Here is a 17,804-nt window from a genome sequence, read left to right as displayed (position 1 = left end):
CCCGTGGGGAGAGGGCTGGGGTGAGGGGTGGATCTCAAGCCATCAGCTAAAGAGTGCGATTTTCCCCACCCTACGCTAACCTGCGGCCATGTTTTACGAGGTCGACTAATGCACATTCATATTCTTGGTATCTGCGGCACTTTCATGGGTTCGATGGCGGTTCTGGCCAAAGAGCTGGGCCATCACGTGACGGGCTCCGATGCCAACGTCTATCCGCCGATGAGCACTCAGCTTGAGGCTCAGGGCATTGAGTTGACCCAAGGCTACGACCCGGTGCAGCTCGATCCGGCACCGGATCTGGTGGTGATCGGCAATGCAATGTCCCGCGGCAACCCGGCTGTCGAATACGTGCTGAATAAAGGCCTGCCGTACGTCTCCGGCCCGCAATGGCTGTCAGATCACGTGCTGCAAGGTCGTTGGGTGCTGGCCGTCGCCGGTACTCACGGCAAAACCACCACCAGCAGCATGCTCGCCTGGGTGCTCGAGCACGCGGGCATGAGCCCGGGTTTCCTGATCGGCGGCGTGCCGCAAAACTTCTCGGTGTCCGCTCGCTTGGGCGACACACCGTTCTTCGTGATCGAAGCCGACGAGTACGACAGCGCGTTCTTCGACAAGCGTTCCAAGTTCGTTCACTACCGCCCGCGCACGGCTATCCTGAACAATCTGGAATACGATCACGCCGACATCTTCCCCGATCTGCCAGCCATTGAGCGCCAATTCCACCATTTGGTGCGGACCATCCCGAGCGAAGGCCTGGTGATCCATCCGACCACCGAGCCTGCATTGCAGCGAGTGATCGAGATGGGCTGCTGGACCCCGGTGCAAACCACCGGTGCCGGCGGTCAATGGCAGGTCAAACTGCACAGCGAAGACGGTTCGAAGTTCGAAGTGATGTTCGAAGGTGTTGCCCAAGGTGTGGTCGAGTGGGACATGACCGGTCAGCACAACGTCGCCAACGCCTTGGCCACATTGGCTGCCGCCCGCCATGTCGGCGTGGTGCCGTCCATGGGCATCGCTGCTCTGAGCGCATTCAAAAGCGTCAAGCGTCGGATGGAGAAAGTCGCGGAGGTCCGTGGCATTACCATTTACGACGACTTCGCTCACCATCCGACGGCTATTGCGACGACCCTCGATGGCCTGCGCAAGCGCATCGGCGATGCACCGCTGATTGCGATCATCGAGCCGCGCTCCAACTCCATGAAACTCGGTGCTCACCGCGACGGCTTGCCGGAAAGCGTGGTCGATGCCGATCAGGTGATCTGGTACGCGCCGGCCAACCTGGGTTGGGATCTGGGGGCTACCGCCACGTTGTGCACGGTACCGTCGATCGTCAGCGATTCGCTGGAAGGCATCATCGAGCGTGTGAAGAGCCAGGCCCAGCCCGGCACTCACGTGGTGATCATGAGCAATGGCGGCTTCGGCGGCCTGCACGGCAAACTGGCCGAGGCGCTGCAATGAACAACAGCCCGGAACGCATCACGCTGGCGATGACCGGCGCTTCCGGCGCTCAATATGGTTTGCGCCTGCTGGACTGTCTGGTACGCGAAGACCGCGAGGTGCATTTCCTGATCTCCAAGGCTGCGCAACTGGTGATGGCCACCGAGACGGATGTTACGTTGCCGCCGAAAACCCAAATGATGCAGGCCTTCCTCACCGAGTACACCGGCGCTGCCGCCGGGCAGATTCGCGTGTATGGCAAGGAAGACTGGATGTCACCGGTAGCCTCGGGCTCCGGCTCGCCGGCGGCGATGGTGGTGGTGCCGTGTTCAACGGGGACCTTGTCGGCCATCGCGACGGGAGCCTGCAATAACCTGATCGAGCGTGCTGCCGACGTCACCTTGAAGGAGCGCCGTCAGCTGATTCTGGTGCCGCGGGAGGCGCCGTATTCAAGCATCCATCTGGAGAACATGCTCAAGCTGTCGAACATGGGTGTGACGATTTTGCCGGCGTCGCCAGGTTTTTATCATCAGCCGCAAACCATCGACGACCTGATCGATTTCGTCGTGGCGCGAATTCTTAATCTGCTGAACATTCCCCAGGACATGCTGCCGCGTTGGGGCGAACACCATCTGACCAGCGATGAATAAGCTGTTGACGATTGTGCTGGCGTTGCAATTGGCTGGCTGCGCCACGGCGCGAACGCTTGATGCCGCCAAGCCTGGGGCGCCAGTGGTGTATTCGGGGACGCGTCTGGATTTGTATGCCATGAATGGCGGCTGCTGCGCCATGGACCGCTTCGGTGCCGAAGCCCCGAGCTATCCGGGTATCGACCTGCCGGCCAGTGCGTTGCTCGACACGCTGCTGTTGCCGCTGTCGGTGCTGACGGTGATCGGGGTGAGTTTTCAGGCGACGGGTGGGTTGTAGCATTTGATCGTTCCCACGCTCCGCGTGGGAATGCCTCAATGGACGCTCTGCGTCCGCATTGGGACGCGGAGCGTCCCGGGCTGCATTCCCACGCAGAGCGTGGGAACGATCTTTGTAGGGCGTTATTTACCTAACTTGCGCAACTCATCCGACTCGACAATCCGCACCCCATCCTGCTCTTCCAGTGCCAGTCGCCACATCGCCCGCGCCAGTTGGCAGGCTTCTATGCCGCGGTATTTGCCGGGGATCAAGCGCGACAATGGCCCGGCGAATTGCTCGGCCATGCGCGGTTCGAGTCGCTCGCCCAGCAGCAACGAAGGTCGGCAAATGGTCAGCTGCGGCCAATCCTGTGCGCGCAGTGCGTATTCCATCTCGCCTTTGACCCTGTTGTAGAAAATCGAGGATCTCCGATCGGCCCCCAAGGCACTGATCACGATCAAGTGCCGTGCGCCCATCTCTCGTGCACGTTTGGCGAACGCCACCACCATGTCCAGGTCCACCGCGCGAAACGCCTGCTCCGAACCGGCCTGCTTGAGGGTGGTGCCGAGGCAGCAGTAGGCGATGTCGACGCGGCCGTTCAATTGCGGCAGGAACACCGCCGGGTCGCCGACAGGGTTATCAAGATGGGGGTGTTCGGCCAATGGCCGGCGTGAGGGGGCCAATACCCTTGAAATCGTTGGCTCATTGAGCAGACGATCAAGCAAATGTTCACCGGTTAACCCGGTAGCTCCGGCAAGCAATACGTGCTGAGGCGTCAAGTACATAGTGTTTCCCCCCTGATACTGTTCAGCTTAGTTGCTCTTCGCATCCTTGCTGCTGATAGAGACACTTTGTAGTGCTTTTCGTGCCTGCTGTTTGCGTAACAGCTGCCAGTGGGAGAGGACGGTTTTCGGTGCCCAGATCTGCGGCTCGGAGGCTTCGAAGCTGTCCGCGAGTTCGCGCTCGGCGACGGTGGCCCTGGCCAGTTTGAAGGCTTGCTCCAGATCGTCGGTCTGGTTCAGTGCCTGGGCGAACAGCGCGTCGCCGAAGTAGGTGAAGTTGGCTTCTTCCGAGCAGCCGAAGGACACACGGTCAGCGCGCGAGGCAGTCATGATCAGCGTGCGTTCATCCTTGAGAGCGGGGATGAAACCACCGGAGTAGCAGGACGAAATCACGATGATCTTGTCGCGGTTTTTCAGCGGAGAGAGCACCGCGGCGAGTTCGTCGGCCGGCAGGTCGGACAGTTCCATGCGCGGCTGGTCGAGCACCAGTTCGTGTTCGCTGGTGCCGTGACTGGTCATGTAGATGAAGATCAAATCTTCCGGGCCGCTGCGTTCGGCCAGGGTGGCGGCGGCGCGGCGCAGGTTTTCCCGGGTGGCCATCGGTCGGTCGACGAGGTGGTCGCGATGGTTCACCAGACGGAGCTGGCCAAATGCACCAAAGCGGCTGCTGAGCATGTTGCTGACATAATCGGATTCGCGCAGGAACACGCTTTGCTTGCCGTCACCGCCGAGTGTCAGGGTGTACAACTCGACTGCCGGGGTCGAAGCCGGCACGTTGGACAGTGCATCGTCGAGCAAACGGCCCTGGGCCAGCAAACCGAGTTCCAGGCTGTCGGGCAGCAGCTTGCCATCGGCATCGCGAACACGCTGGCCATTGATCCACGTACCGTTTTGCACCGTGCCGTCAGTCAGCACCAGGGTGCCGTGCCCCGAGTAACTGTCACTGTCGAATTGGCCGATGTAGAAGCTGCCGTCGGACAGGTTCAATCGACCTTGGCCGGTGAAGCGCCAGTCGCTGAACTGGCCGATGTAATGGCTGCCGTCGGCGCCGATCAACTCGCCCTTGCCGTTCAGCGATCCTTCCTTGAACTGACCGAGCCAGACATCACCGTCGGCGTTCTCGTAGCGGCCCTTGCCGTGCAGTTGGTTGTTCTTGAAGCCGCCGACATAGATATCGCCGTCGGCGCTGTTGAACGTCCCATTGCCTTCGAGCTGACCGTCGACGAAATGCCCGGTGAACTGATTGCCGCTGGCGTCGCCGCGCTGGCCTTCGCCATTGGGTTTGCCGTGGGCAAACTGGCCCTGATATGAGCTGCCGTCTTCGAGTTCGAGACGACCGAGCCCTGAATATTGATCGGCCTTGAATTCACCGCGGTAGGTCATACCGTTTTCTTTGAGGGTGCCTTCGCCGTCCCGTCGACCGGCTTTGAAGCCGCCGGTAAAGCTGCTGCCGCTGGTGGTCAGTGTGCCCTTGCCGTCGAACAGCCCTTGATTGAATTCCCCGCGATAGACTTCGCCGTTGCTGCCGTGCCACTCACCCTGGCCATGCCATTGGCCCTTGTCGAAGTCGCCGGCGTACCAGCTGCCGTTCGGGTAGTCGATACGGCCCTGGCCTTGCAGCAATCCGTTGACCAGTTCACCGCGATAGCGTCCGCCGTCCGGCAATCGGGCGTCGGGGGGCAATAGCGATTCGCCGTCGCCGCAAGCGGTGAGCAATAGGGTCAGAGCGAGGAGTGCAAGTGAGCGCATAGCGGGATCCGGGCAATTAAGCGAGCGAGTATGCCGCAGCTCTATAACCTTATATAGCCGGAAAACAGGAGAGGGCGCGAAACAGCGTGAGCTGCTTCGCATCCGGGATGGTTTACACGAAGCAGAGGGACAGTGGCTCGGCGATGTAGGCCGGTTTGTCCGAGCCTTCGATCTCAAGCGTGGCGGTGGCTTTGAGCAGCCATTGGCCGGGTTTCTTCTCGGTGACTTCGTTCATGTCGACCTTGAGTCGAACCCTGGAGTTGACCTTCACTGGCTGGATGAAACGTACGCTGTCCAAGCCATAGTTGACCACCATCTTCGCCCCTTCAGGCAGGATGAGGATGTCTTCCATCAGTTTGGGGATCAGCGACAGCGACAGGAAACCGTGTGCAATGGTGCTGCCAAATGGCGTTTGCGCGGCTTTGACCGGGTCGACGTGGATGAACTGATAATCCCCTGTGGCTTCGGCGAACAGGTTGATGCGCTCCTGATCGATGGTGAGCCATTCGGAACGTCCGAGTTCCTTGCCGACATAATCTTTGAGCTCTGCAACGGGAACATAGGGCATTGAGCATCTCCTTGGGTTCATCGGTTTTATAGTTTTGAGGTGGGGGGATTTGACCTCCCGGATTACCACTTTAGATCAACATGGCAAAAGGCTCCGGTCAACTGACCATGCTTTTGGCGAATGCCGGTCTATAGCGTTGGCGTGCTTATAATGGTCGGCCCGCTTGTGCGGGATGATATTGGCGGGAGATGACGGATGTTGTTACGTGGCCTGACCTGGCTGGTGCTGTTCCAATTGCTGGGCACAGCCATCAACCACTTGTTTTTGCCGGTGCTGCCGGGGCCGATTGTCGGCCTGCTGTTACTGCTGGTGTTCCTGATCAGCCGTGGTCAGGTCGGCGAACCGCTGAACCTCGCGGCCAGCAGTCTGCTGCGTTACCTGCCATTGCTGCTGGTGCCGCCCGCCGTGGGTGTGATGGTTTACGCCAAAGACATTGCCGCGGATTTCTGGGCTATCGTCGGCGCGCTGGTGTTGTCACTGTTGCTGTCCATGGCCTTCGCCGGCGTGCTGATGCAGCGCATGGTCAAACGTCACGCTCATCGTGAGGACGGCCAATGATTTTCGATTGGCACGGCGCCTGGGTGTCGGTGATTCATCATCCGTTATTCGGCATCGGCATTACGCTGGGTGCTTATCAGCTGGTGCTGGCGGCGTTCGAGAAAACCCGCTGGATCTTTCTGCAACCGGTGCTGGTCTCGATGCTGCTGGTGATCGCCGTACTGGTGGGCTGCGGCCTGACCTATGCCGAGTACCGCAAGAGCACCGAGATCCTCAGCATCTTGCTCGGGCCTGCGACCGTGGCGCTGGCAGTGCCGCTGTACCTCAATCTGCGACGCATTCGGCAGTTGTTCTGGCCGATATTTACTACGCTGGTGATAGGTGGCGTCGTCGCCACCGGCATGGGCGTATTGCTGGGCTGGTCGTTTGGTGCCGAACACATGATCCTGATGACCATGGCGCCGAAGTCGGTGACGTCGCCGATTGCCATGCTGGTGGCAGAGCAGATCGGTGGCGTCGCGGCGCTGGCGGCCGTATTCGTATTGATCACCGGGGTGATCGGGGCGATCTTCGGGCCGAGTCTTTTGACCCGGCTTGGTGTTCACAGTCCCGAGGCACGCGGTATGGCGCTGGGCATGACCGCCCACGCGGTCGGCACGGCGGTGGCGATGCAGGAAAGTGAAGAGTGCGGCGCCTTCGCGGCGCTGGCGATGAGTCTGATGGGCGTGGCCACGGCAGTTTTCCTGCCGTTGGCGGTGTCGATGGTGGTGTAAGGAAATGTCTATGAGCTTGCCGCTTTTTCCGCTGAACACGGTGCTGTTTCCGGGCTGCACCCTCGATTTGCAGATTTTCGAGGCGCGCTATCTGGACATGATCAGTCGCTGCATGAAACAGGGCGGCGGCTTCGGCGTGGTGTGCATCCTCGACGGCGAAGAAGTCGGCATCGCCCCGGCGGGCTATGCGCTAGTCGGGTGCGAGGCGCTGATCACCGATTTCAAACAGCAGGACAACGGGTTGTTGGGCATCCGGGTGCGGGGCGGACGGCGTTTCAATGTGTTGCGCACCGAGATTCAGCGCGATCATCTGACCGTCGCCGAGGTCGAGTGGCTGGAAGACGAACCTGAGCAACCGCTGCAGGATGAGGACGCCGACCTGGTTGCGCTGCTTAAAGCCTTGGCCGAACACCCGATGGTCGAAGCGTTGAACATGGGCACCGAAGCGACCGGGCAGCAATCGCTGGCCAATCAGTTGGCGTATCTGTTGCCGTTTGCCGAAGTGGACAAGATCGACCTGCTGCAACTCGATGATCCGCAGCAGCGACTGGATGCGATTCAAGCGTTGCTGGATGAGTTGCAGGGTGAGTTGTTTGCCTGATCAGTAGGCATACCGCAGCATCGCAAGCGGTAAATGCCGCAAAGCAAAGAATCCGAACAACGCCACCAGCGCCGGCAACACCAGCCACCAGACCTTCGGTGGCATGGCGTTGAGCGGTGCCTGACGCTGATTCAGCCACAAGCTCGCCGCACATACGCACGCCGCCAGCATGGCGCCGGCCACCACATCCGTAGGCCAGTGCGCGCCCAGGTACACCCGCGACAGGGCAATCGCCAGCGCCGGCAAGCAACCCAGCAGCAGCCAGGTCAGACGCATCCGCGGTGGTTGTCCGCGGCCGGCCAGCACGGCTAGCGTCAGAAACAGCGCAAAGGAGCCTGAGGCATGTCCGCTGGGCATGCTGTAGCTGGTCAGAGGATCACTCAGCACTTCCGGGCGCACGCGGGCGAAAAAAAGTTTGGTCACGGTGTTGCCCAGCGCGGTGCAAAGCATAGTGCTGCCGGCGAAGACTGCTTGTCGCCATTGTCGGGTGAGCAACAATAAGCCGGTCAGCAGGGCGCTGAAGATCAGCATGTTGCGGAACTCGCCGATCAGCGTGAACGTCACCGCCACCTCATCGAGCAACGGGCTGCGATGTTCCTGCACCAGGGTCATCACGCCCTGATCGAGGGCGGTCAGGTGCGGATAGCCGATAAACAGTCCCGCCAGAATCAGAAAGCTCATTCCGGTAATCAGCATCGTCGCTTTGCGATGACGGCGCATGCTGCTGGTGATGCTCAAGCCCACCATGAGGGCGATGCTGCCAGCGACGATGCCGGCCTCAGGCCAGAAGCCCTCCGGCAAAGGCAGGCGAATCGCCGCACCCGTGGCCCAGCCGGGCAGTAGATAGGCAACGGTCCAGCCAGCGGCAGCCAGCAGACTGACGGCGGCGAAGCGCGGGAAGGGCATGTCGAACATCCCCGCGACCATCGGCAACATCGGTCGCAGCGGACCGATGAAGCGCCCGACCAGCAGGCTGGCGATGCCGTAACGCTGGAAATATGCCTCGGCCCCGGCGATCCATTCCGGATGATGGCGTAACCCTGGCAAGCGCCGGATGTTCTGATGGAAATGTCGCCCGAGGAAGTACGAAATGATGTCGCCCAGCACGCCGCCGAGGAACCCCAGCAACAGCGTTTCGCCCAGCGACAGCGCACCGCTACCGGCCAGTACCGCCACGGCAAACAGAAGCACCGTGCCGGGCACGATCAGCCCGGCAATCGCCAGGCATTCCACACAGGCCACTATGAACACCGCCGCGGCCAGCCATTGCGGGTTGACCGTCAACCATCCGGTCACGCTATCGAGCCATGGGCCCATAAAAACAACTCCATCATTTTTTATTGACCTGTAGGGGCTGCCGAAGGCTGCGATCTTTAAAGATCAAAAGATCGCAGCCTTCGGCAGCTCCAGGGGATTGTGTTTACAGCAAAAAATAATCGCGACCTTCGACCTGCCCCCGCCGCAGCGGGTTCCGCGTGCAATACGGCGCGTAAGCCGCATCGACGAAACGGTACATCAAATGCTCATCGCGGCCGTGGGGAATGCCCAAGCGCGTGGTTTGTATGATGTGAACGGGCGCCGGGCCGACATCTTCCACCAGCAGCACTTCATGGTCGAAGCGCCTGGCGTCCCAGACCGGCACCTTCAGGCCCAGCGCCTTACAGAGCAACGTCTGTCCGGCGCAAAGCTTTTGCGAGGGGCGAGGGCGACCTTGGGCATCGGGATTGTTCAACAGCATCTGCGCCAGGCTCGCCGGCCCGCTCAAATCATCGACCCACGGATAGGCGGATTTGATCAGCACTGCATTGCCCGGACCTTGGGCGCTGAAGTTCAGGGAATCGCCGCCCCGGGCGTAGTACATATAAATATGGCCGCCATCCAGAAACAAAGCCTTACGTTTTTCTGTGTAGCCGAGAGAGGCGTGGCTGCCTTTCTCTTCGAAGTAATAGGCCTCAGTCTCGATAATCCGGGCACTGAGCCACAGATCATCGACCCGGTGACGGATGACTTTGCCAAGTAAATCCCGGGCCAGCGTTTGGGCATCTCTGTCGAAAAAAGCATCCGCGAGCCCCTTGGGCAGGCTCGTAGCGGACGTGCGAACAGTCAGGTTGGACATGATGAACGGCGTTAATCAGGGCTGATTGAGTCGCGATGATAACAATTTGCAGCTTAATCACGGCTGAACGTCGGCAAATTGCCCTCCATTTCGACCATCCGCCCGTCACCGCTGTTAGTCCCGAGACGCGACAGCTATAATCTGCCGCTTTACTCTTTACCAAGACCTTAGCAAAGACCACTCCAGACCATGACTGAGTCCGTTCTTGACTACATGACCCGATTGGGTCGCGCTGCCCGCGAAGCTTCTCGCGTCATCGGCCGTGCCAGCACCGCGCAGAAAAACCGCGCCTTGCAGGCTGCTGCCAATGCGTTGGACGCTGCTCGCGCCGAGCTGACGGCTGCCAATGAACTGGATTTGGCCGCTGGCCGTGCCAATGGTCTTGAGCCAGCATTGCTTGAACGTCTGGCGCTGACCCCGGAACGCATCGACGGCATGATCGTCGGTTTGCGTCAGGTAGCGGCTCTGCCGGACCCGGTCGGCGCGATCCGCGACATGAGCTATCGGCCTTCGGGCATTCAGGTCGGCAAGATGCGCGTGCCGTTGGGCGTGATCGGGATCATCTACGAATCTCGGCCGAACGTGACCATCGATGCCGCCAGCCTGTGCCTGAAGTCCGGCAACGCGACCATCCTGCGTGGCGGTTCCGAGGCGATAAATTCCAATCGCGCCATCGCTGCCTGCATTCAACGTGGTCTGGCCGAGGCAGAATTGCCCGCCGCCGTGGTGCAAGTAGTCGAAACCACTGACCGTGCCGCCGTTGGTGCGCTGATCACCATGCCTGAATACGTCGACGTTATCGTGCCCCGTGGCGGCCGTGGCCTGATCGAGCGCGTTAGCCGTGACGCCCGCGTGCCGGTTATCAAGCATCTGGACGGCATCTGTCACGTTTACGTCAGTGCTCACGCCGACCTGCCGAAAGCCCAGCGCATCGCGTTCAATGCCAAGACTTACCGCTATGGTATCTGCGGCGCCATGGAGACCCTGCTGGTGGACCAATCGGTCGCCAAGGATTTCCTGCCATCGATGGCTGCACAGTTCCGCGAAAAAGGCGTCGAGCTGCGCGGCTGCGAACGCACCCGGGCGATCATCGATGCGGTGGCGGCCACTGAAGAAGACTGGAACACCGAATACCTGGCGCCGATTCTCTCGATCCGTGTGGTCGACGGGCTGGACCAGGCCATTGAACACATTAATAAGTACGGCTCCCATCACACCGATTCGATCGTCAGCGAAAACCTTGCGGACACCCGGCGTTTCGTCGCGGAAGTCGATTCGTCGTCGGTAATGATCAACACCCCGACGTGCTTCGCCGATGGCTTCGAATACGGATTGGGTGCCGAGATTGGCATTTCTACTGATAAGCTGCACGCCCGCGGCCCGGTGGGCCTCGAAGGGCTGACCTGCGAGAAGTACATCGTGGTCGGTGATGGCCAGTTGCGCGGCCAGGCGTCGGTCTGACTTGGGCGACCTCAAAGCATCAGCCCCGGAAACCGCCAGCGAGCCTGCGCCTCGACGCATTGGCGTGTTGGGCGGGACCTTCGACCCGGTGCATATCGGCCATTTGCGCGGTGCGCTGGAAGTTGCCGAATCGCTGGCGCTCGACGAGTTGCGTCTGACACCCAGTGCCAGACCGCCGCATCGCGGTACGCCGCAGGTGTCGGCAAAAGATCGTCTGGCGATGGTCGAGTGCGCGGTGGCCGGCGTGGCACCGTTGGTGGTGGACGCCCGCGAATTGCAGCGGGACAAGCCGTCCTACACCATCGACACCCTGGAACTGATGCGCGCTGAATTGGCCGCTGAAGACCAGGTTTTTCTACTTTTGGGCTGGGACGCATTTTGCGGCCTGCCCACTTGGCACCGCTGGGAAGAGTTGCTCCAGCATTGCCACATCCTGGTGCTGCAACGCCCGGATGCCGACAGCGAACCGCCGGATGCCTTGCGCAATCTGCTGGCAGCGCGCTCGGTAAGCGACCCGCTGGTCCTCAAGGGGCCGAGCGGACAGATTGCATTCGTCTGGCAGACACCGCTCGCGGTATCCGCCACCCAGATCCGTCAACTGCTGGCCAGCGGTAAGTCGGTACGTTTCCTGGTGCCCGACGCGGTCCTGGCCTACATCGATGCGCACGGACTTTACCGTGCGTCGAACTGAAAAGGGCGCGCTTCAAGGCACGTGATCACGTGTAACGAAGCGCCCGAACATACGAGCAAAACGAGTTTTATATGACGAACAAAGACGTAACTAAAGTAAAGCGCAAAGGCACGTTCAAGAGCGCCCCGCTGCCAGTAGAGGCTCCAACCGGGCCGGAGCTGCGCGGCGAAGAGCTGGTCAAGGTTGCCGTAGCAGCCCTGGAAGACGTGAAAGGCCAGGACATCCAGGTCATCGACGTTCGTGAAAAGCAGAGCATCACTGACTTCATGATCATCGCCACCGGTACTTCGAACCGTCAGATCGGCGCGATGCTCGACAAGGTCCGCGAAGCGGTCAAAGCCCTGGGCGTCAAGCCACTGGGTGAAGAAGGCAAGGGCGACAGCGACTGGGTGCTGCTGGATATGGACGATGTCATCGTGCACATGATGACCGCCTCGGCTCGTCAGTTTTACGACCTGGAGCGTCTGTGGTCCGGTGCAGAACAGAGCCGTGCTCTGAACGCGGCTCACCACAGCCCGGAAAACACCCATGAGCACTTCGTCAAGCTCAACAAAGACCAGCAGTAAGGGACCGCTGTGCGACTGCGACTGATCGCCGTCGGTTCACGCATGCCCAAGTGGGTGGAAGAAGGCTGGCATGAATATGCCAAGCGTCTTCCGTCCGAGCTGGCGCTGGAACTGGTGGAAATACCGCTCAACACCCGTGGCAAGAACGCCGACGTGGCACGCTTCATCCGTCAGGAAGGCGAAGCCATGCTGGCCAAGGTCGGGCCGAACGAGCGCGTTGTGACCCTCGAAGTCCACGGCAAGCCCTGGAGCACCGAGCAGCTGGCGGTCGAGCTCGATCGCTGGCGGCTGGACTCGCGCACGGTGAATTTCATGGTTGGCGGCCCCGAAGGGCTGGCGCCGGAAGTCTGTGCCCGGGCCGATCAGCGCTGGTCGCTCTCGCCATTGACGTTGCCGCACCCGCTGGTGCGAATTCTGATCGGCGAACAGCTGTATCGTGCCTGGACAGTCCTGTCCGGCCACCCTTACCACAAGTAGTTCTGCCCTCATGCCCCAGCCGATCCGCATCAAGGACCACGAAAAAGACGCCCGTCTGGTGCGTGGCCGCGTCGTGTTCGGGGCAATTGCGGTGGTGGTGTTGATCTGTGTGCTGATCGCGCGGCTGTATTTCCTCCAGGTGATTCAGTACGAGTACCACTCGACCCTGTCGGAAAACAACCGTGTCCATGTGCAACCGATTCCACCGACTCGCGGATTGATCTTCGATCGCAATGGTGTGGTGGTGGCCGATAACCGGCCCAGCTTCAGTCTGAGCATGACCCGCGAGCGCTCGGGCGACTGGCAGCAAGTGCTCGACGTGATCGTCGAAGTGCTGGAGCTGACGCCCGAGGATCGGGTGATCTTCGAGAAGCGCATGCGCCAGGGGCGCCGGCCGTTCGAGCCGGTGCCGATCCTGTTCGAGCTGACCGAAGAGCAGATCGCCCGCATCGCGGTGAATCAGTTTCGTCTGCCGGGTGTGGAAGTGGTCGCGCAGCTGGTGCGTCACTATCCGCAGGGCGCGCATTTTGCGCACTCGGTGGGTTACATGGGGCGGATCAACGAGAAAGAGCTGAAGTCGCTCGATCCGGTCAATTACAGTGGCACCCACCACATCGGCAAGACCGGTATCGAGCGCTTTTATGAGCCCGAGCTGCACGGTCAGGTGGGTTACGAAGAAGTCGAGACCAACGCTCGAGGCCGCGTATTACGTGTGCTCAAGCGTACCGATCCGATTCCCGGCAAGGACATCGTCCTGAGCCTGGACATCAAATTGCAGGAAGCGGCCGAAGCTGCACTCGGCGGTCGTCGTGGCGCGGTGGTGGCGCTGGACCCGAAAACCGGCGAAGTCCTGGCGATGGTCAGTCAGCCGAGTTTCGACCCGAACCTGTTCGTCACCGGCATCGGCTTCAAAGCCTATGCCGAGCTGCGCGATTCCATCGACCGGCCACTGTTCAACCGCGTGCTGCGCGGCCTCTACCCGCCGGGCTCGACCATCAAGCCGGCGGTGGCGATTGCCGGGCTGGATGCTGGTGTCGTGACTGCGTCGAGTCGGGTCTACGATCCCGGCTATTACCAGTTGCCCAATTACGACCACAAATACCGTAACTGGAACCGTACCGGCGACGGCTACGTCGATCTGGACACGGCGATCATGCGTTCCAACGACACCTACTTCTACGACCTGGCCCACAAGCTGGGGATCGATCGGTTGTCGGCTTACATGGGCAAGTTCGGCATCGGCCAGAAGGTCTCGCTGGACATGTTCGAAGAGTCACCGGGGCTGATGCCGACACGGGAATGGAAGCGTGCAACCCGACGTCAGGCCTGGTACCCGGGAGAAACACTGATTCTCGGGATTGGGCAGGGCTACATGCAGTCCACGCCGTTGCAGCTGGCCCAGGCCACCGCGCTGGTCGCCAACAAAGGTGTCTGGAACCGACCGCACCTGGCCAAGACCGTCGAGGGCGAGAAGCCGAAGGACGAAAACCCGATGCCGGACATCGTCCTGCGTGACCCCTCCGACTGGACCAAGGTCAATCACGGGATGCAGCAGGTCATGCACGGTGCCCGCGGTACGGCACGCAAAGCGGCGATCGGTTCGCAATACCGCATTGCGGGTAAAAGTGGTACGGCCCAGGTCGTCGCGATCAAGCAGGGCGAGAAGTACGACCGCTCCAAGGTTCAGGAACGCCATCGCGACCACGCCTTGTTCGTCGGTTTCGCGCCGGCCGACGACCCGAAAATCGTGGTGTCGGTGATGGTCGAGAACGGTGAATCCGGCTCCGGTGTCGCCGCGCCGGTGGTGCGGCAAATCATGGACGCCTGGCTTCTGGACCAGGACGGTCGGTTGAAGGCCGAATACGCCAGCCCTATTAGTGCGGAGGCTACGGCCCGTGAAGAGTAATTTCGATCGCATCCTCTCCAGCGAGGATGTGATGCGTCGCCGTGCGACGCTGTTGCAACGCATGCACATCGACGGCCCGTTGCTGATCCTGCTGCTGACCCTCGCTGCTGGCAGCCTGTTCGTGCTGTATTCGGCCAGCGGCAAGAGCTGGGATCTGCTGGCCAAACAAGCCACTTCGTTCGGCATCGGCCTGGTGTCAATGATCGTCATTGCTCAGTTCGAACCACGCTTCATGGCCCGTTGGGTGCCAGTCGGTTATGTGCTCGGCGTGCTCTTGCTGGTGGTGGTGGACGTCATGGGCCACAACGCCATGGGTGCCACGCGCTGGATCAACATTCCCGGGGTGATCCGCTTTCAGCCCTCGGAGTTCATGAAGATCCTGATGCCGGCGACCATCGCCTGGTACCTGTCCAAGCGCACCTTGCCGCCGCAGCTCAAGCATGTGGGCGTCAGTCTGTTTCTGATCGGGTTGCCGTTCATCCTGATCGTGCGCCAGCCCGACCTTGGCACTTCGTTGCTGATCCTCGCCGGCGGCGCATTCGTGTTGTTCATGGGCGGCCTGCGCTGGCGCTGGATCCTCAGCGTGCTCGCCGCGGCTGTGCCGGTGGCAGTCGCCATGTGGTACTTCGTCATGCACGATTACCAGAAGCAGCGAGTCCTGACCTTCCTCGACCCGGAGAGCGATCCGCTGGGCACCGGCTGGAACATTATTCAGTCGAAAGCCGCCATCGGTTCCGGCGGTGTGTTTGGCAAGGGCTGGCTGCTCGGTACTCAGTCGCACCTGGACTTCCTGCCGGAAAGCCACACCGACTTCATTATTGCGGTCATGGGCGAAGAATTCGGCTTGGTGGGTATTTGTGCACTGCTGCTGATTTACTTGTTGTTGATCGGTCGCGGACTGGTGATTACTGCGCAGGCCCAGACATTGTTCGGCAAATTGCTCGCGGGCAGCCTGACCATGACGTTTTTTGTTTACGTTTTCGTCAACATCGGTATGGTCAGTGGCCTGTTGCCGGTTGTAGGGGTGCCGTTGCCGTTCATTAGCTACGGAGGAACTTCGCTGGTGACGCTGCTGTCAGCGTTTGGGGTTTTGATGTCGATCCATACCCATCGTAAGTGGATCGCTCAGGTTTGAATAAGGTGAAGATTTCAATGCAAGTAATGCGTGGCTGGGCGACTCGATATGCGCCATGGGTCGGCCTGGTAAGCATCCTTGGCACAGCGCAGGATGCGTTGGCCGGCGATTACGAAGGCTCACCCCAGGTGGCTGAATTCGTCGGTGAAATGACCCGCGACTACGGTTTTGCCGGTGAACAACTGATGGGCGTGTTCCGCGATGCAGAACGCAAGCAGTCGATTCTGGACGCTATCTCGAAACCTGCCGAGCGGGTCAAGCAGTGGAACGAGTATCGGCCGATGTTCATCACCGACGCGCGCATCGCCCGTGGTGTCGACTTCTGGCGTCAGCACGAGGCGGTACTGGCCCGTGCCGAACAGGAATACGGCGTGCCGGCGCAGGTTATTGTTTCGATCATTGGTGTTGAGACCTTTTTCGGCCGAAATACCGGTAATTTCCGGGTGGTCGATGCCTTGTCGACCCTGGGTTTCGACTATCCTCCCCGTGCCGAATTCTTCCGCAAGGAATTGCGTGAGTTCCTGTTGCTGGCCCGGGAAGAGCAGGTCGATCCGCTGACCCTCAAGGGTTCTTACGCCGGAGCAATGGGTTTGCCGCAGTTCATGCCGAGCAGCTTTCGCGCCTATGCGGTGGACTTCGACGGTGATGGCCACATCAATATCTGGACCAACCCGGACGATGCCATTGGCAGCGTCGCCAGTTATTTCAAGCGTCACGGCTGGGTCGCCGGCGAACCGGTGGTCAGCCGCGCCGATGTTCGAGGCGATCAGGTGGACGAAGGTTTGACCACCGGCATCGAGCCGACTAAAACCGTCGGGGAGTTGCGGGCGCTAGGGTGGTCAAGTCATGATGCGCTGCGCGATGATATGCCGGTCACGGCTTTCCGCCTGGAAGGTGACCATGGCCCCGAATACTGGATGGGCCTGACGAATTTTTACGCAATCACGCGTTATAACCGCAGCGTGATGTACGCCATGGCCGTACATCAACTGTCTGAACAGCTGGTACAAGCACGGGGCGTCAAGTAATGCGGGCATTGCCTATGAATAAACCCCTGAAGCTGATGGCATTTGCCGCATTGGCGGTGCTGGTCGCCAGTTGTTCGACCAGCCGTGCGCCGACCCAAAAGTCTTCCACCGCCGTGCGCGCAACGCCAGGCCTGGACATCAACCGCGCGCACAAGGATGGCGCGCCATGGTGGGATGTCGACGTCTCGCGCATCCCGGATGCCACGCCGACCCTGCATTCCGGTCCTTATAAAGCCAACCCGTACACCGTGCTGGGCAAGACTTACTTCCCGCAGCAGGAATCCAAGTCCTACGTCGCCTCCGGCACGGCTTCCTGGTATGGCACCAAGTTCCACGGTCAGAACACCGCCAACGGCGAGGTGTATGACCTGTACGGCATGAGTGCCGCTCACAAGACATTGCCATTGCCAAGTTACGTTCGGGTGACCAACCTGGACAACAACAAGAGCGTGATCCTGCGTGTCAACGACCGCGGGCCGTTCTACTCGGACCGGATCATCGACTTGTCCTATGCGGCCGCCAAGAAGCTCGGCTATGCCGAAACCGGTACCGCGCGGGTCAAGGTCGAAGGCATTGACCCGCAGCAATGGTGGGCAGCCAAAGGCCGTCCGGCGCCTTTGATGCTCAACGAGCCGCAAGTCGCGCAGAATAGCGCCCCGGTGATTACCGCTTCGGCCGGCACTGTCGAGCAATGGACTCCACCGCCGCAGCAACACGCCGCGGCTGTTGTACCCGTGCCGATCGATGCAAAAAAAAACGCTTCTGTACCAGCCTCTGGCCAGTATCTGCAGGTGGGCGCGTTCGCCAACCCGGACGCTGCAGAACTCCTGAGATCGAAGCTCAGCGGGATGGTGAGCGCTCCGGTGTTCATCAGCTCGATCGTGCGCAATCAACAGACGCTGCATCGGGTACGCCTGGGGCCAATCGGTTCGCCGGGTGAAATCCAGCAAGTGCAGAACAGCGTGCGAATGGCCAATCTCGGTTCGCCGAGCCTGGTCACTGCCGAGTAATACGTAGTACTTGATTGACGGTTCGCTCGCGGTCTGGGGGGCGAACCGGGTTGTTGGCTCGTTGAAGAACAAAAGCCCGGCAAGGGTTACAGAGTGAGCA

At 60.6% G+C, this 17,804-nt stretch carries 19 protein-coding genes; 14 read left to right on the top strand and 5 right to left on the bottom strand.

What is annotated here, in order from left to right; translation table 11 throughout:
• Nucleotides 1-108 precede the first annotated feature (108 nt).
• From mpl to ACYZT7_RS28645, 3 genes are read left to right on the top strand one after another with little or no spacing between them, the layout of a single operon-like run.
• Entirely contained in the window at nt 109-1,458 is a 1,350-nt protein-coding gene (gene mpl / locus ACYZT7_RS28655) for a UDP-N-acetylmuramate:L-alanyl-gamma-D-glutamyl-meso-diaminopimelate ligase (protein ID WP_462039124.1), read from the top strand.
• The gene (gene ubiX, locus ACYZT7_RS28650; RefSeq protein ID WP_462039123.1) at nt 1,455-2,087 is read left to right on the top strand and encodes a flavin prenyltransferase UbiX; all 633 of its coding nucleotides are present in this window, start codon (nt 1,455-1,457) and stop codon (nt 2,085-2,087) included. Before mpl ends, ubiX begins: the two co-directional genes overlap by 4 nt.
• Nucleotides 2,080-2,364 carry a YceK/YidQ family lipoprotein gene (locus tag ACYZT7_RS28645; RefSeq protein WP_282379122.1) on the top strand — a complete coding sequence of 95 codons (285 nt, stop codon included), beginning with the start codon at nt 2,080-2,082 and terminating at the stop codon, nt 2,362-2,364. The genes ubiX and ACYZT7_RS28645 overlap by 8 nt, the downstream gene beginning before the upstream one ends.
• Before the next feature lie 122 nt (nt 2,365-2,486).
• Here ACYZT7_RS28645 and ACYZT7_RS28640 read toward each other — a convergent pair whose 3' ends face one another.
• The 3 genes from ACYZT7_RS28640 to ACYZT7_RS28630 form a co-directional block, all read right to left on the bottom strand.
• Complete coding sequence (locus ACYZT7_RS28640; protein WP_462039122.1) at nt 2,487-3,128, bottom strand: oxidoreductase; 642 nt, start codon at nt 3,126-3,128, stop codon at nt 2,487-2,489.
• Nucleotides 3,129-3,155: 27 nt separating this feature from the next.
• On the bottom strand, nt 3,156-4,874 hold the full coding sequence (locus ACYZT7_RS28635) for a C13 family peptidase (protein WP_462039121.1): 1,719 nt from the start codon (nt 4,872-4,874) through the stop codon (nt 3,156-3,158).
• A gap of 112 nt (nt 4,875-4,986) precedes the next feature.
• The gene (locus ACYZT7_RS28630; RefSeq protein ID WP_084319697.1) at nt 4,987-5,442 is read right to left on the bottom strand and encodes a MaoC family dehydratase; all 456 of its coding nucleotides are present in this window, start codon (nt 5,440-5,442) and stop codon (nt 4,987-4,989) included.
• Nucleotides 5,443-5,637: 195 nt separating this feature from the next.
• Between ACYZT7_RS28630 and ACYZT7_RS28625 the strand changes: the two genes are divergently transcribed.
• From ACYZT7_RS28625 to ACYZT7_RS28615, 3 genes are read left to right on the top strand one after another with little or no spacing between them, the layout of a single operon-like run.
• A complete protein-coding gene (locus ACYZT7_RS28625; protein ID WP_449645711.1) occupies nt 5,638-6,000 on the top strand; it encodes a CidA/LrgA family protein in 363 nt (120 codons plus the stop codon).
• The gene (locus ACYZT7_RS28620) at nt 5,997-6,713 is read left to right on the top strand and encodes an LrgB family protein (protein ID WP_462039120.1); all 717 of its coding nucleotides are present in this window, start codon (nt 5,997-5,999) and stop codon (nt 6,711-6,713) included. Before ACYZT7_RS28625 ends, ACYZT7_RS28620 begins: the two co-directional genes overlap by 4 nt.
• Before the next feature lie 10 nt (nt 6,714-6,723).
• Entirely contained in the window at nt 6,724-7,314 is a 591-nt protein-coding gene (locus ACYZT7_RS28615; RefSeq protein ID WP_462039119.1) for an LON peptidase substrate-binding domain-containing protein, read from the top strand.
• On the opposite strand, the gene ACYZT7_RS28610 is transcribed toward ACYZT7_RS28615, so the two are convergent.
• Together ACYZT7_RS28610 and ACYZT7_RS28605 are read right to left on the bottom strand one after the other, a co-directional pair.
• Nucleotides 7,315-8,631: a bifunctional DedA family/phosphatase PAP2 family protein gene (locus ACYZT7_RS28610; RefSeq protein WP_462039118.1), complete on the bottom strand. Its 1,317-nt coding sequence runs from the start codon at nt 8,629-8,631 to the stop codon at nt 7,315-7,317. It lies immediately after the preceding gene.
• A gap of 103 nt (nt 8,632-8,734) precedes the next feature.
• Nucleotides 8,735-9,430, bottom strand: coding sequence for a DNA-3-methyladenine glycosylase (locus ACYZT7_RS28605; protein WP_462039117.1), 696 nt, complete (start codon nt 9,428-9,430; stop codon nt 8,735-8,737).
• Nucleotides 9,431-9,619: 189 nt separating this feature from the next.
• Between ACYZT7_RS28605 and ACYZT7_RS28600 the strand changes: the two genes are divergently transcribed.
• From ACYZT7_RS28600 to ACYZT7_RS28565, 8 genes are all read left to right on the top strand, one after another.
• A complete protein-coding gene (locus ACYZT7_RS28600) occupies nt 9,620-10,891 on the top strand; it encodes a glutamate-5-semialdehyde dehydrogenase (protein WP_462039116.1) in 1,272 nt (423 codons plus the stop codon).
• A gap of 1 nt (nt 10,892) precedes the next feature.
• Nucleotides 10,893-11,582, top strand: coding sequence for a nicotinate-nucleotide adenylyltransferase (gene nadD, locus ACYZT7_RS28595; protein ID WP_462039115.1), 690 nt, complete (start codon nt 10,893-10,895; stop codon nt 11,580-11,582).
• A 71-nt stretch (nt 11,583-11,653) separates the two neighbouring features.
• Nucleotides 11,654-12,148, top strand: a complete 495-nt coding sequence (rsfS, locus tag ACYZT7_RS28590) for a ribosome silencing factor (protein ID WP_449645717.1) — start codon at nt 11,654-11,656, stop codon at nt 12,146-12,148.
• A gap of 9 nt (nt 12,149-12,157) precedes the next feature.
• Entirely contained in the window at nt 12,158-12,625 is a 468-nt protein-coding gene (rlmH, locus tag ACYZT7_RS28585; protein WP_007937439.1) for a 23S rRNA (pseudouridine(1915)-N(3))-methyltransferase RlmH, read from the top strand.
• Nucleotides 12,626-12,635: 10 nt separating this feature from the next.
• On the top strand, nt 12,636-14,531 hold the full coding sequence (gene mrdA / locus ACYZT7_RS28580) for a penicillin-binding protein 2 (RefSeq protein WP_462039114.1): 1,896 nt from the start codon (nt 12,636-12,638) through the stop codon (nt 14,529-14,531).
• A 31-nt stretch (nt 14,532-14,562) separates the two neighbouring features.
• Complete coding sequence (gene rodA, locus ACYZT7_RS28575) at nt 14,563-15,666, top strand: rod shape-determining protein RodA (RefSeq protein ID WP_282379335.1); 1,104 nt, start codon at nt 14,563-14,565, stop codon at nt 15,664-15,666.
• Nucleotides 15,667-15,683: 17 nt separating this feature from the next.
• Nucleotides 15,684-16,694, top strand: coding sequence for a lytic murein transglycosylase B (gene mltB / locus ACYZT7_RS28570; protein ID WP_462039113.1), 1,011 nt, complete (start codon nt 15,684-15,686; stop codon nt 16,692-16,694).
• Complete coding sequence (locus ACYZT7_RS28565; protein WP_462039112.1) at nt 16,694-17,704, top strand: septal ring lytic transglycosylase RlpA family protein; 1,011 nt, start codon at nt 16,694-16,696, stop codon at nt 17,702-17,704. Before mltB ends, ACYZT7_RS28565 begins: the two co-directional genes overlap by 1 nt.
• Nucleotides 17,705-17,804: the final 100 nt, after the last annotated feature.

Source organism: Pseudomonas sp. RT4P38, from assembly GCF_054897765.1.
This window is presented reverse-complemented; position numbering and strand designations above follow the sequence as displayed.